Genomic DNA, 12,762 nt, shown 5'->3' on the forward strand with positions numbered 1-12,762 from the left:
CCATCAACCAGTCGCGACCAACGATGACACCATCCGCGGAATCACGCGGCCAACGGGGACGAACAAGTACCCGTCACCCCACAGCACCTAACTCATAATCGTGAGGTCGCGGGTTCAAGCCCCGCTCCTGCTACAGATGAAAACCCCCGGGATTCCCGGGGGTTTTTGCGTATCCGGAGTCAGTTCCGGTCCGAGGAAGCCAGTGCATGCTCGGTGAGCCGTGTGTACATATACATGTCCCGGGGATTGCCGTCGATCCGTTTCCACGCCCGCAGGAGCGCTTCCCGCTCGTAACCGGCCCGCTCTGCCAAGAGCCAGGACCCTTCATTACCTGGCTCTATGTGCAGCTCGACCCGATCGAGGTTCTCGAGTGCTGTCGCCCATGCCGTCACGGTGAGCAGTGCGTCGAGCGCGTACCCGCGGCGGCGATGCGAGGAGGCGATCCAGTAGCCCACGCTCGCGCGCCTGCCGCCGGCGAGGAAGAGACCGATGTGCCCGACCGCGTGACCGTCGAGGTCTGCGATGGCGAACGCGTAGCCGGTTCCGGAATCGAGGCGATCGTGCTGGCGTTCGATGAATGCCAGAGCCTCCGCCTCACCTGCGGTGCGAGGGACGGTCGTGACGAGTGTGATCAGCGGGTCGCCGGATGCCTCCTGCACGACGGAGACGTCATCGGCGCGCCACTCCCGGAGGCGCGTTCGTTCGCCCGTGAGGGTCGGAAGGGCCAGCGGAGTGTCGTTCATGCTCCGATGGTCGCATGGTCATCGTCGGCATCGCGAGACGCGCGCGAGGTCGCCTCGATGTCAAGGGGATGCCGGCCGACTCGCGCAGCGCCGAGACTGATGGTCCTTTGCCGCAACCGACGACAGGAGCGAACATGTCAGACCCTCAGGCAACGCCGGAAGAAGGCTCCGGGATCGATGCGATCGGCGTGGACGCCGATTTCGTGACGAACGACCCGGATCCCGAGGTCGACCCGGCGACTCCGGGCGAGGATCAGAAGGCCGACGGCGACAACGCCGATCATCCTGACGAGCTCGAGGTCGGCGACCTCCCCTGACCACACACGCCACGGGCCCGCTTCTCATTCGAGGAGCGGGCCCGTGGCGTCCGTGAGAGGGTCAGCGAGCGGCGGGCGGGGTGTCGCTCCGGCTGGCTGCCACGCGGTGCTCGTCATCGGCGCTGGCGTCGCTTCGACCGGAGCTGCCGCGCTCGGAGCCGCCGCGCTGCTCGGCCTCCAGGCGCTCTGCCTCCTCGCCGCTGATCGCCTCGCCGCGGGCGACGAGTCCGGCCTGATCCGAGAGCGGTATCTGCTTGAGGAAGAGTGAGAGCACGAGGGCGAGCACGATGAACGGCACGAGGTACCAGAACACCGGTGCGAGAGCATCCGCGTAGGCCGTCACGATGCCGTCTCGCACCTCGTCCGGAAGCGAGTTCAGCGTGGCCGGGTCGATGGTCGACGCCGCCTGGGACGCGTCCCCCGGCGATGCGCCGGCATCGGCGAAGACGCCGAGCAGGTTCTCGGTCAGCCGCGTGGTGAAGATCGTGCCGAACACCGCGGTGCCGAGTGATGCGCCCACTTCGCGGAAGTAGTTGTTCGTGCTCGTCGCGGTGCCGATCTCGCCGGCGGGGACCGCGTTCTGCACGACCAGGACGACGACCTGCATGATCAGACCGAGTCCTGCGCCGAACACGAAGAGGAACGTGCAGATGAGCCAGATCGGCGTCTCGGCTGACAGCGTGGTCATCGAGACCATCGCGATGCCGGTGAGGATCGTGCCGGCGATCGGATAGATCCTGTACCTGCCGGTCTTCGAGATCGCGATGCCCGAGAAGATCGAGGTTCCGATCAGTCCCACCATCATCGGGATCATCAGCAGGCCCGACGCCGCAGCCGACGTGCCCGACGACATCTGCAGGAACGTGGGCACGAACCCGATCGCCGCGAACATGCCGATTCCGAGCACGAGGCCGATCGCGGTCGCATTCACGAAGATCGGGTTGCGGAACAGGCTCAGCGGGATGATCGGGTCCTGCACCTTCGCCTCGGTGATCACGAAGGCCGTGGCCGCCACGATGAGCCCCGCGCCCCAGGCCCAGGTCGCCAGCGAGTCCCACCCGAACTCCTTGTCGCCACCGAAGTCGGTGAAGAAGATCAGGCAGGTGGTCGCGATCGACAGGAAGATCACGCCGAAGATGTCGATCGGCTTCTCGGCCTTCTTGCTCGGCAGCTTCAGAGCCACGAGCGCGATGATGAACGCGGCGATGCCGACGGGGATGTTGATGTAGAAAGCCCACTGCCAGGTGAGGTGATCGACGAAGAAGCCTCCGAGGAGAGGGCCGGCGACGGCGGACAGGCCGAAGACGGCGCCGAGCGGCCCCATGTACTTGCCCCGCTCGTTCGCCGGGACGATGTCGGCGATGATCGCCTGGGACAGGATCATCAGACCGCCGCCGCCGAGACCCTGCAGGGCGCGGAAGATGACGAACATCCAGAAGTCCGTGGCGAAGGCGCAGCCGACGGACGCGAGAGTGAACAGGGCGATCGCGACGAGGAAGAGGTTGCGCCGGCCGAGGACGTCACCGAACTTGCCGTAGATGGGCATGACGATGGTGGTCGCGAGCAGGTAGGCGGTGGTGATCCACACCTGGTGGTCGACCCCGCCGAGCTGGCCGACGATGGTGGGCATCGCGGTCGAGACGATCGTCTGGTCGAGGCTCGAGAGCAGCATCCCCGCGATCAGGGCGCTGAAGATGATCCAGATGCGGCGCTTGGTGAGCAGGAAGGGCGCATCCTTGGTGACGGTGGCGGACATTCAGTCGGCTTTCTGTGATGGTGCGTACACGGTGCGGGCGACCTCGAGCCGACGGCTGACGAGGTCGCGGAACGAGTCGGTCGAGTGGCGGTGGAGCAGCCGGTCCATGCTCAGGCGCACCAGTGCGCCGACCGAATGGACGAGGACCTCGGCGCGCAGCTCGGCGTCATCGCCTTCGCCCGTTCGCCTCACGATGAGTGCCATGTCGCGGCGCTCGTTCTTGGCGATCTGCTCGAACGCGGCCTTGATGAGTCGGGGTTCCTGCTCGATCACGGCGAAGAGCGCGGGGGCGTCGTCGAGTGGGTTGACGAGATCGAATCGGGCGATCGTCAGCGCGATGAAGTCGTCGAGCAGGTCGCCGCCACGGGCCACGAAGTCCTCTTCGAGAGCCTCCTGCCGAGGGTCGATCGCGGCGAAGCCGAAGACCGCGTTCTCCTTGCTCTCGAAATAGTTGAAGAACGTCCGCCGAGAGACGCCGACCTCCGCGCACAGTTCTTCGACCGTGAACCCGGCGAAGCCCTGCTCGGCGGTCAGGCGTCGGGCGGTCTCTGCCAGCGCGCGCGACGTCTCGCGCTTGCGCTGCTCCCGCAGTGAATCTGCACTCTCACTCATAGAGTGCAATCTTGCACTCTTAACCTAAGAGTGCACTGTGAAGATTTCTCGGAGCAGTTTGTGACGAATCGTTCGTAGCATCCGTCTTAGTGGTGTCGCGGCACTGCGACCCGCACCCTCGAGGAGGCGGACACTCAGACGAAGGAGCGCATCATGGCGAACGTGACGAACAGCACCGGGTCGAAGGCCCAGGTCGCACCGACCGCGACGGGTGCGCCGTCGACAGGCCAGACGGTCATCGAGAACGGTGTGGTCGCGAAGATCGCCGGCATCGCTGCTCGCGAGGTGACGGGCGTCCACGCTCTCGGCGGGGGAGCGGCCCGTGCGGTCGGTGCCATCCGCGACGCGCTCAACTCCACCGACCTCGCCCAGGGCGTCAGCGTCGAGGTCGGAGAGACCCAGGTCGCCGTCGACGTCACGATCGTCGCCGAGTACCCGGCCGCACTGCACAAGGTCGCCGACGACGTGCGAGCGGCGATCTCCGTCGCGATGGCCGAATACGTCGGCAAGCAGGCAGTCGAGGTGAACGTGACCATCAACGACGTGCACATCCCGGCTGACGACGACGACGCCGACAGCGTCCAGTCCGACGAGACCCGAGTCCAGTAGTCCTCGCACGGACGAGGTGACCATGACCGAATCGGAGCGTCGTGGCCTCGTCGTCGGGGGATCGTCGATCCCATCCGATGACGGGTCGGTTCCGAACCTCCCAATGGGACTGAACGAGGGAGTGGCCAAGTGGCTGGGGAACGATTCCGTACTGCTCTCGAGCAGGCTGACGATCGAATCGTCGCCGGACGCGCGATGGACGGCGATGTCGCCGCGTTCGCGGTGCTCGTCCGCAGGTACACGCCGATGATGCGCGCATACACGCACAGGATGCTGAATGCCTCCGCCGACGTCGACGACATCGTGCAGGAGACGTTCGTGACCGCGTGGCAGCGGTTCTCGGAGCTCGACGACCCTGCGAAGGTCAAGAGCTGGCTGATGCGGATCGTGAGCCGTAAGGCGGTGGACCGTATCCGCGCGCTCCGCCCGACGCTCGATGTCGATGATATGGAGCAGGCGGCCCCCTCGAAGGACTCGCCTGCGCGGGTCGTCGAGGCGCGGGAGGGCGTGGCGGCGCTGGGAGCAGCGCTGCAAGAGCTGCCTGCCGCGCAGCGCGAGTGCTGGGTGCTCCGCGAGATGGGCGGGTACTCCTACGACGAGATCGCCGCGGAACTGGGGATCTCGGTCTCGACCGCACGCGGCCTGCTAGCCAGAGCCCGAAAGTTCATGATCGTGCGGATGGAGGCATGGCGATGACTGAAGAGCAGGAGACTCCCGACGTGCGTCAGCTCGGTCTCGAACCGAGTGATCTCGACGGACACACTCTCGAAGAGCTGAGCGACTACCTCGAGGCGGGTCGGCTGCCGGCCGATCCCGACATCGAGGGCTCACCCGGGTGCCAGCTCGCGCTCGATGCGCTCGAGCGTCTGCGCGGGCTGGGTGGGCAGCTGATGGAGGCGGATGCCGCGGCGATGCCGGAGGTCGACGACAGCTGGGTCGACCGCATCCTCAGCGGGATCGCTCTGGACGCCCGTGCCGGCCGCCGCATCCCGTTCGACGAGCCGGAGGCGGGTGTCGACTTCGGGATCACCGAGGGAGCCGTTCGTGGCCTGATCCGCTCTGCGGAGAACGCCGTCCCCGGCATCCTCGTCGGTCACTCGACCCTCTACGGCGACGTCACGACCGTGGGTGCGCCGATTCGGATCGCGATCGAGGTGAACGCGCTGTACGGCGTGTCGATCCCCGTGGCGGTCGAACGGCTGCGCCAGGAGGTGGGCGAGCGCGTGCACAGGCACACCGATCTCGTTCTGACCGGAATCGACGTCACGGTGCGTGACGTCCAGAGGCTCAGCGACCCGACGGAGGACGAGTCATGACGACCACAGCGCGGCACGAGGAGCTCGCGGAGCGTGTGGAGGCAGCGGTGCTCGCAACGTCGGGCGTCCGCAGCCTCTACCGCGCCGGTTCGCTGATCTCGAATCTCGTCGGCACGAGCGCGGTCGCGCTCGGAATAAACCGCTCCGACGAACCTCTCGTCGCGGTGCGGATCTCCGGCGATGACGCGCAGGTCGAAGCGTCGCTCGGGATCGAATACTCGGCGGGCGCCGTCGACACGCTCCGCGAGGTGCGTGCGGTGGTCGAGCGGACCCTCACCGCTGACGGCCTGGCGCTCGCCGACATAGTGCTCACGATCGCGTATGTCCATCCTCGGGAGGCATCGTCGGACTGAGTCCGCGTGAGCACGAGAGGCGCCGATCTTGGGTGAAGGTCGGCGCCTCTGGCGTGCGCGGGCGTGCCGCCTGTGCGCGTCAGGCGATGGCGCGCAGACCGTCGATGAGCGGTGTGGTCGGCCGGCCGATGAGACGGGCGAGAGTGCCGTCGGTGTCGGCGAGTGCGCCGGAGCGGATGCCGGAGTCCAAGGCGACCACGAAGCCGGCCGTGCCCTCGTCGAGACCCGCAGCCAGAAGACCGTCGCGCTGCTCGTCCGCCGTCAAGGGCTGGTAGGACACTTCGCGCCCGGAGACCTCGGAGATCGCCGCGGCGAGATCGTCGTAGCTCCAGGCGACGTCTCCGCCGAGCTCGTACACCTCGCCGATGTGGCCGTCCTCCAGCAGGACGACGGCTGCGGCTTCCGCGAAGTCCTTGCGGTTCGCCGAGGCGACGCGGCCGTCGCCGGCTCCGGATGCGAGAACGCCCGTCTCGGCGGCGCGGGCGAAGTCGGCGGCGTAGTTCTCGGTGTACCAGTTGTTGCGCAGGATCACGGAGGGAAGCCCCGAGGCCTGAATGAGCTCTTCTGTCGCCTTGTGCTCGGGAGCGAGGACGAGGTCGCTCGTCGTCGCCTTCGGAGCGCTGGTGTAGACGAACTTCGCGACCCCGGCATCCTTGGCGGCGTCGATGACGGCCTTGTGCTGTGCGACGCGCTGTCCGACCTCCGAGCCCGAGATCAGCAGGACGGAGTCGACGCCGTCGAGAGCAGCCGTGATCGAGGCAGGATCGGAGTAGTCCAGTCGCGCGACCGGCACGCCGAGATCCTGGGCCTTGGCGACATCGCGGACACCGGCGACGATCGACTGCGGATCCGCGCCGCGCTCGAGGAGGCTGGCGATGACGAGGCGTCCGAGGTTGCCGGTGGCGCCGGTGACGAGGATGGTCATGGGGTGTCCTTTCGTAGGTGACATGACCCACAACCGCGTAGTGTGAGCGGAACATTCCAGAACGTCGGTACCCACTTTGAAGTAAGGTACATACATGACGGTAAGTTATGCGCAGATCCGGGAGTCCACACCGCAGATATTCGAGCCTGGCTGCAGCACTCGCGTGATCCTCGACCACGTGATGAGCAAGTGGGGTGTGCTCGTGCTCTCCTCGCTGTCCGACGGGACCCGCCGCTGGGGCGAGTTGCGGCGCGAGGTCGGCGGCATCAGCGAGAAGATGCTCGCCTCGACGCTCCGGACTCTGACCGACGACGGGCTCGTGCGCCGCGAATCCTTCCCGACGGTTCCGCCGCACGTCGAGTACAGTCTCACCCCGCTCGGCCGCGATCTCATGGAGCGCATGCTGCCGCTCGTCGAGTGGGTCGCCGATCACGCGGACGGCATGATCGACCGAGACCAGCTCGACGGAATTCGTCGCTAGACCTCGCATAAGTCCACGGAATCCGTCGCCAAAAGAAAAGGATTGACGCGATAACCGCAGTAGCCGTATGTTCTGAGCATGTCAGCTACGACGCCGATCCATCTCGAACGCCCCGCCGGCAAGGGGCTCGCAAGCGGTTCGCTGGGGCTGTGGGGTTCCACCGTCATCGGGCTCGCGTCCACCGCACCGGTGTACTCGCTCGTCGCCACGCTCGGCTTCGTTGTCCTGGCCGTCGGAGCGCAGGCACCGATCGCCTTCATCATCGCCTTCGTGCCGATGCTGCTCATCGCCTTCGCCTATCGCGAGCTGAACAACGCCGTGCCCGACTGCGGAACCACGTTCACCTGGGGAACCAAGGCATTCGGACCGTGGGTCGGCTGGATGGGTGGATGGGGCGTCGCGGTCGCCGGCATGGTCGTGCTCGCGAACCTCGCGCAGATCGCGTCGGTCTACTTCTGGTCGCTGATCGGATTCGATCTCGAGAACAACGACTGGCGGATCATCCTCGTCGCCGTGCTCTTCATCGCTGCCATGACCTGGGTGAGCTGGCGCGGCGTCGAGATCGGCGAGCGCATCCAGAACATCCTGCTCGGGATCCAGTATCTGGCTCTCGCCGTCTTCGTGGTCGCCGCCCTCTGGCAGTTCTTCGCGGGCACGGCGCCGAACCCGACTCCCTTCGACATGGAATGGCTCAACCCGTTCGGCTTCACCTCCTGGTCGGGCTTCACCGAGTCGATCCTGCTCGCCCTGTTCATCTATTGGGGCTGGGACACCTGCCTCGCGCTCAACGAGGAGACGAGAGACCCGAAGAAGATCCCGGGCCGTGCGGCCCTGCTGACCACCGTCATCCTTCTGTTCACCTACGTCGGCGTCACGATCGCCGCCATGATGTACGCGGGCCTGGGCGACACGGGCACCGGGCTCGGCAACGAGGCCAACGCCGACGACTTCTTCCTTGCGATCAAGGACGGACTCCTCGGACCCTTCGGCTGGGTGCTGGTGGTCGCCGTGATCATCTCGGCGATCTCGTCGACCCAGACGACGATCCTCCCGACCGCGCGCGGCACCCTGGCGATGGGCGTCTACCGCGCGCTGCCCGCCAAGTTCAAGGACGTGCACCCGACCTACAAGACGCCGTCGTTCTCGACCATCGTCATGGGTGTCGTCGCGTCGGCGTACTACGTCGGCATGACCCTGATCAGCGACAACATCCTGCAGGACTCGATCCTGTCGCTGGGTCTCGCGATCGCGTTCTACTACGCGATCACCGGCTTCGCCTGCGTCTGGTACTTCCGCAAGGACCTCACGACCTCGGCTCGGGACTTCTTCTTCAAGGGACTGTTCCCGCTGCTCGGCGGTCTCATGCTGACGGGCGCGTTCGTGCAGTCGGCGATCGACATGTGGGACGTGGGTTACGGCTACACGGTGCTCTTCGGCATCGGCGGCACTTTCGTGATCGGTATCGGATCGCTCGCCTTCGGTCTCGTGCTCATGTTCCTCTGGTACCTCTTCCCGCGCTCCAAGAGGTTCTTCCGCGGCGAGAGCCTGAACCGCGACACCCAGGTCATGGTGCCGGACGAGCCCGGCGACCTCATCCGCTCGATCGACGGCGGCATCTGAGCAGAGCTGGATCGCGCGCAGGTACGCCCTAGGCTTTATCCGTGCGCATCCGGCTCGACATCGCCTACGACGGCACCCACTTCCGCGGGTGGGCCAAGCAGCCGACCCTGCGCACCGTGCAGGGGACTCTCGAAGCGGCGCTCGCGCGCATCGTCGGCTCCGACGTGCAGTTCGTCGTCGCGGGCCGTACGGATGCGGGCGTGCACGCGCAGGGGCAGGTCGCGCACGTCGACCTCGACGACGAGCAGTGGGCGCGCATCGAATCGCGACAGGGGCGCACGCCGCAGGATCCGGCGGCCTCCATCGCCCGCCGCATGCGCGGAGTCCTCGGCGCCTACCCCGATGCGACCGTGACGCGCTCGTCGATCGCCCCTGCGGGATTCGACGCCCGCTTCTCCGCGGTCTGGCGTCGTTACCGCTACCGACTCGCAGACGAGGCCGCCGGGTTCGACCCGCTCCGTCGGCACGACACGACCTCGCATCGGGGCGTGCTCGACGAGCAGGCGATGGATGCCGCGGCGCGCACGTTGATCGGACTCCACGACTTCGCCGCCTACTGCAAGCCGCGCGAAGAGGCGACGACCATCAGGACGCTGTTGGACTACCGGTGGACCCGAGACGCCGAGGGCGTGCTCGTCGCCGAGGTCAAGGCAGACGCCTTCTGCCACAGCATGGTGCGGGCGCTGGTGGGTGCATGTGCCGCGGTCGGCGAGGGCCGCCTCGATGTCGCCGACCTGGTCGTGCTGCGCGACCAGCTCACGAGGACCAGCGAGTTCAAGGTCCTCGCTGCCAGAGGGCTGACGCTCACCGAGGTCGGATACCCCGCCGACGATCTGCTCTCGACCAGGGCCGAGCAGACGCGCGCTCGCCGCGACAGCACGAGCGCGTGAAGGGGCACGGCGGCGCGGACTTCGTCGAGGTCTCCTCGAGTGCGTGGTCGTTCTGGCGTGCTGTGGTCGACACCTGCATCGGGCTGATCGCCGGCACGCTCTACACCTTCGTCGGCATCATCGTGGTGGGCATCGTGGGGGAGGAGGCGCTGTCGTCGCTGTATTGGCAGATCGACCTCGATCCGCTGTTCAGGGCGAGCATGGGAGTGTTCCTTCTGGTGGCCGCCGTCCTGGCGATCGTCGTGCCCCTGGCCGTCGTCGCGGAGCGCTTCGCCGCCCTCCGCGCCGTCGAGGCGGCAGCGCGTGAGAACCCGGATGCCGTGCCGCAGCGTTCCCTGCGCCTCGCACTTCAGGCGCCGCCCGCCGCGCTCCTTCAGACGACCGGCACGGTGCTGTTCTGGTGCCTGGCGGGGCTCGGCGGCATCTTCGCGCTGGGGGTGTTCTTCACCGAGGATCTCCGCGAGGACTGGGAGAGCTGGGTCGCTCTCCTCGTCATCGTCGTGCTCGCCACCGGCGCCGCAGCGGTGCGGCGGCTCGGCAGACGCCTCGTCGAGCGCGACGTGGCGCGGATGGACGAGCAATGGGGCCGGTGGAAACGGCTCGTCCCCGACGCGGAGAAGGGTGATGCGGACCGCAGGGATGCGGCGATGCGCGCCGTCGCGCCCCGCTGGCTGTCGGTCCCGAGCGCGCGGACGATCGTTCGCATCGGGAGCGTCCTGCTGACCGCGACGCTCGTCTCTCTCGGGGCATTCATGCTCTCGGTCTTCATGAGGCAGCGGTGCCGCACCTGCGAGCCGGTCTACTGGGACGAGCCGATCGAGAACGGCATCGACGTGCTGAGCCTGACCAGTGGTGCGGCGATCGCGGTGTGCGCCGCCCTCGGCATCCTCGCGTGGGTCGGAGGGGTCATCCTGCAGTTCGCTCGGGAGCGCGCGCTGTCAGCGTGGGTCGCGGATGGAGCGCCTCGCCGTGTCGATGTGAGTCTGGTCGCGCCCCTGCTCTCGGGCAACCGGTCGATGGTCCGCCTGCAGCTCGGGCTGTCGGCGGTCGGTGCGGGGGCGCTGGTCGTGGGCACGGGGGCGGTGTGGGCGGACTGGACCGCGATGGACACGCGTGCGATCCTGCTCGTCGCTGTCGTCCTGATCGCCGTCGGATTCGTCATCGGCTGGGCGGATGCGCGACGCAGTCGCAGGGAGCGCCAGCTCGCACGCGACGCCCTGTTCCCCGGCGATGTCGGGCGAGTCGGTGACGAGACGCGCAAGGTCGCACGCGAGCGCCGACGGCGCCGCTGACCGATTCGTGGCCGCCTTCCCCCGAAGGCGGCCACGATGCGGGAGAGCCGCCACGGCAAGCCCCAGACCGTCCGCGGCGGTGACGACTCGTGCAGGCCGAGGGGGTGGCGCTGCCGAGCCGTATGCTGATATTACGGACGGCGTCTTCACACTGCGGCGGGGGAACTGTGACGGAGCGGATCGAGGATCAGGGCGGTGCTTTCGCCGCCGCCCTGCGAGCGGCGATCTCCGAACGGGGCATCACCCTCGCGCGCCTGCGGAGTCAGCTGATCGACGACGGCAACCCGGTCTCGATGGCGACGCTGAGCTACTGGCGCTCCGGCGATCGGCAGCCCGAAGGAGCGCAGTCGCTGAGCGTGGTCGACGGCATCGAGGACCGCCTCGGTCTGGATCGCGGTCATCTGGGCGCTCTGCTGCGCGCGCCCACTCGTCTGGGCCCCGTGGCGCCGCCGCGGCTGCCGTTCGACGAGGAGCGGGAACAGCGCGAGACCGAGGAGACATTGCGCGAGCTGCGCGCAGCGCCGCAGGACGCCCTCCGCGACCTCTCCACGCAGGTCACCGTGTTGGTGGGTGCCGCGGGCTCTGTCGAGAAGGTGATCATGCGCTGCCTCGTCCAGTCGACGAAGGGGACGATCTCCGAGGTGCCGCTGATCGACGTCGCCCCGGTCGAGACAGACGTCATGTCGGTGATCTCCGAGGTCGTGGGCGGACGTGTCGACCGCGAGTACCTGCACCCGGGGCGACTGCTCTCCGGTGTGGTGATCGCCCTCGACGAGCCGATCGAGACGGGCGCGACCACTCTGTTCGAGTTCACCGAGACCTTCCCTGCCGGCTACCCGCCGCGCCAGTCCGCCTGGCATGCCACCTCGAGGCCGGCCCGGGAGAGTCTCGTCTGGGTGCGCTTCCACCCCGAGGCGCTGCCGAGCTGGTGCGAGGAGTACATCGAGACGGACGACGAGTACTCGTCATCGATGCGCTCCGTGCACAGTGGTTCGGTGCATCTCGTGCGTCATGGATTCGGCCCCGGTGTTCTGGGGATCCGCTGGGGCTATGACGAGTGACGAGGACAGGGCATTCGCGCACAGCATGGGCGATTGCCACCGGAATCCAAGCCTGACGGACTACCGTGAGGTGCGATGAAGGTCATCTCGTACAACCTGCAGAAGCACCGCGCCGTGGGAGAGCTCTCCGCGCTGGCCTCGGAGCACGATCCCGACATCCTGTGTCTTCAGGAGTGCGATGTCGCTGATCTGCCCGAGACCATCGGCGACCTCACTCTCGCGGATGCCACGCAGGGGAACCGGCTCGGACTCGCGATGTTCTACCGTGCGAGCGAGTTCCACCTCCAGGGCATCCGGACGATCGAGTTGAAGAAGTCGCTGCACGATCGCATCGCGAAGCCCGCGCACGAGCGCGTGCTCGGTGCGCGGCTCCGGGACATCGACGCAGGCCGCGATTTCATCGCGGCGTCGTTCCACGCGGCGCCGCTCACCGCGCTGAACTCGCTCCGGCGCCATCAGATCCGCGCAGCTCTCACCGAGCTCGCGACCCTCGGCGAGGGGCTGCCGCAGCTGATGGTCGGGGATTACAACTATCCGGTGTTCAAAGAGAACCTCGGCAAGACGGTGCGCGAGCACGGCTACGCGCTCACGATGAGCGACGACCACACCTACACGCGTTACCGCGTCTTCCGCGGTCACTACGACTTCGCGACGTCGGTCGGCTTCGAGATCCAACGCGTCACGACCCTGCCCCAGGGGCTGAGCGACCATCGCCCGATCCTGGTGACCACGCGATTCGACTGACTGCCGCGGCCCGGATTGGGAATCCCGCTCCGAATGACGTAGG

The 12,762-nt window shown here is 67.3% G+C and carries 15 protein-coding genes; 11 read left to right on the forward strand and 4 right to left on the reverse strand.

Annotated elements, in window-relative coordinates; translation table 11 throughout:
• Window positions 1-179: 179 nt before the first annotated feature.
• The gene (locus ASF63_RS00175) at window positions 180-743 is read right to left on the reverse strand and encodes a GNAT family N-acetyltransferase (RefSeq protein WP_056508270.1); all 564 of its coding nucleotides are present in this window, start codon (window positions 741-743) and stop codon (window positions 180-182) included.
• A gap of 134 nt (window positions 744-877) precedes the next feature.
• Between ASF63_RS00175 and ASF63_RS18975 the strand changes: the two genes are divergently transcribed.
• Entirely contained in the window at window positions 878-1,060 is a 183-nt protein-coding gene (locus ASF63_RS18975) for a hypothetical protein (protein WP_157534199.1), read from the forward strand.
• 61 nt (window positions 1,061-1,121) lie between these two features.
• On the opposite strand, the gene ASF63_RS00185 is transcribed toward ASF63_RS18975, so the two are convergent.
• Both ASF63_RS00185 and ASF63_RS00190 read right to left on the reverse strand, forming a co-directional pair.
• On the reverse strand, window positions 1,122-2,816 hold the full coding sequence (locus ASF63_RS00185; RefSeq protein WP_056508275.1) for an MDR family MFS transporter: 1,695 nt from the start codon (window positions 2,814-2,816) through the stop codon (window positions 1,122-1,124).
• Window positions 2,817-3,428 (reverse strand): TetR/AcrR family transcriptional regulator, encoded by a 612-nt coding sequence (locus tag ASF63_RS00190; protein ID WP_056508277.1) that lies wholly within the window; start codon window positions 3,426-3,428, stop codon window positions 2,817-2,819. It abuts the gene before it with no gap.
• A 153-nt stretch (window positions 3,429-3,581) separates the two neighbouring features.
• On the opposite strand from ASF63_RS00190, the gene ASF63_RS00195 reads away from it, so the two are divergent.
• The 4 genes from ASF63_RS00195 to ASF63_RS00210 all read left to right on the forward strand — a co-directional run bounded on the left by ASF63_RS00195 (window position 3,582) and on the right by ASF63_RS00210 (window position 5,706).
• Complete coding sequence (locus tag ASF63_RS00195; protein ID WP_056508279.1) at window positions 3,582-4,037, forward strand: Asp23/Gls24 family envelope stress response protein; 456 nt, start codon at window positions 3,582-3,584, stop codon at window positions 4,035-4,037.
• Window positions 4,038-4,166: 129 nt separating this feature from the next.
• Window positions 4,167-4,733 carry an RNA polymerase sigma factor gene (locus tag ASF63_RS00200; protein ID WP_056508282.1) on the forward strand — a complete coding sequence of 189 codons (567 nt, stop codon included), beginning with the start codon at window positions 4,167-4,169 and terminating at the stop codon, window positions 4,731-4,733.
• Entirely contained in the window at window positions 4,724-5,353 is a 630-nt protein-coding gene (locus ASF63_RS00205) for an Asp23/Gls24 family envelope stress response protein (protein WP_235560655.1), read from the forward strand. Before ASF63_RS00200 ends, ASF63_RS00205 begins: the two co-directional genes overlap by 10 nt.
• Complete coding sequence (locus tag ASF63_RS00210) at window positions 5,350-5,706, forward strand: hypothetical protein (RefSeq protein WP_056508283.1); 357 nt, start codon at window positions 5,350-5,352, stop codon at window positions 5,704-5,706. The genes ASF63_RS00205 and ASF63_RS00210 overlap by 4 nt, the downstream gene beginning before the upstream one ends.
• Before the next feature lie 79 nt (window positions 5,707-5,785).
• On the opposite strand, the gene ASF63_RS00215 is transcribed toward ASF63_RS00210, so the two are convergent.
• Entirely contained in the window at window positions 5,786-6,631 is an 846-nt protein-coding gene (locus tag ASF63_RS00215; protein ID WP_056508286.1) for an SDR family oxidoreductase, read from the reverse strand.
• 94 nt (window positions 6,632-6,725) lie between these two features.
• Between ASF63_RS00215 and ASF63_RS00220 the strand changes: the two genes are divergently transcribed.
• The 6 genes from ASF63_RS00220 (at window position 6,726) to ASF63_RS00245 (ending at window position 12,719) form a co-directional block, all read left to right on the forward strand.
• Window positions 6,726-7,112, forward strand: a complete 387-nt coding sequence (locus tag ASF63_RS00220; protein ID WP_056508288.1) for a winged helix-turn-helix transcriptional regulator — start codon at window positions 6,726-6,728, stop codon at window positions 7,110-7,112.
• A 78-nt stretch (window positions 7,113-7,190) separates the two neighbouring features.
• Window positions 7,191-8,732, forward strand: a complete 1,542-nt coding sequence (locus ASF63_RS00225; RefSeq protein ID WP_056508291.1) for an APC family permease — start codon at window positions 7,191-7,193, stop codon at window positions 8,730-8,732.
• Between the two features lie 41 nt (window positions 8,733-8,773).
• Window positions 8,774-9,622, forward strand: a complete 849-nt coding sequence (gene truA, locus ASF63_RS00230; protein WP_056508292.1) for a tRNA pseudouridine(38-40) synthase TruA — start codon at window positions 8,774-8,776, stop codon at window positions 9,620-9,622.
• Complete coding sequence (locus ASF63_RS00235; protein ID WP_056508295.1) at window positions 9,619-10,914, forward strand: hypothetical protein; 1,296 nt, start codon at window positions 9,619-9,621, stop codon at window positions 10,912-10,914. The genes truA and ASF63_RS00235 overlap by 4 nt, the downstream gene beginning before the upstream one ends.
• 167 nt (window positions 10,915-11,081) lie before the next feature.
• Entirely contained in the window at window positions 11,082-11,975 is an 894-nt protein-coding gene (locus ASF63_RS00240) for a hypothetical protein (protein WP_056508297.1), read from the forward strand.
• Between the two features lie 75 nt (window positions 11,976-12,050).
• On the forward strand, window positions 12,051-12,719 hold the full coding sequence (locus tag ASF63_RS00245; RefSeq protein WP_056508302.1) for an endonuclease/exonuclease/phosphatase family protein: 669 nt from the start codon (window positions 12,051-12,053) through the stop codon (window positions 12,717-12,719).
• Window positions 12,720-12,762: the final 43 nt, after the last annotated feature.

The organism is Microbacterium sp. Leaf320 (assembly GCF_001423485.1).
Taxonomy (GTDB): domain Bacteria; phylum Actinomycetota; class Actinomycetes; order Actinomycetales; family Microbacteriaceae; genus Microbacterium.

Excerpts from the sequence above, each read along its gene's own strand:
- ASF63_RS00185 (WP_056508275.1), bottom strand. The coding sequence starts at position 2,816 with ATGTCCGCCACCGTCACCAAGGATGCGCCCTTCCTGCTCACCAAGCGC.
- ASF63_RS00190 (WP_056508277.1), bottom strand. The coding sequence starts at position 3,428 with ATGAGTGAGAGTGCAGATTCACTGCGGGAGCAGCGCAAGCGCGAGACG.
- ASF63_RS00175 (WP_056508270.1), bottom strand. The coding sequence starts at position 743 with ATGAACGACACTCCGCTGGCCCTTCCGACCCTCACGGGCGAACGAACG.
- ASF63_RS00215 (WP_056508286.1), bottom strand. The coding sequence starts at position 6,631 with ATGACCATCCTCGTCACCGGCGCCACCGGCAACCTCGGACGCCTCGTC.
- ASF63_RS00205 (WP_235560655.1), top strand. The coding sequence starts at position 4,724 with ATGGCGATGACTGAAGAGCAGGAGACTCCCGACGTGCGTCAGCTCGGT.
- ASF63_RS00245 (WP_056508302.1), top strand. The coding sequence starts at position 12,051 with ATGAAGGTCATCTCGTACAACCTGCAGAAGCACCGCGCCGTGGGAGAG.
- ASF63_RS00220 (WP_056508288.1), top strand. The coding sequence starts at position 6,726 with ATGACGGTAAGTTATGCGCAGATCCGGGAGTCCACACCGCAGATATTC.
- ASF63_RS18975 (WP_157534199.1), top strand. The coding sequence starts at position 878 with ATGTCAGACCCTCAGGCAACGCCGGAAGAAGGCTCCGGGATCGATGCG.
- ASF63_RS00225 (WP_056508291.1), top strand. The coding sequence starts at position 7,191 with ATGTCAGCTACGACGCCGATCCATCTCGAACGCCCCGCCGGCAAGGGG.
- ASF63_RS00195 (WP_056508279.1), top strand. The coding sequence starts at position 3,582 with ATGGCGAACGTGACGAACAGCACCGGGTCGAAGGCCCAGGTCGCACCG.
- ASF63_RS00210 (WP_056508283.1), top strand. The coding sequence starts at position 5,350 with ATGACGACCACAGCGCGGCACGAGGAGCTCGCGGAGCGTGTGGAGGCA.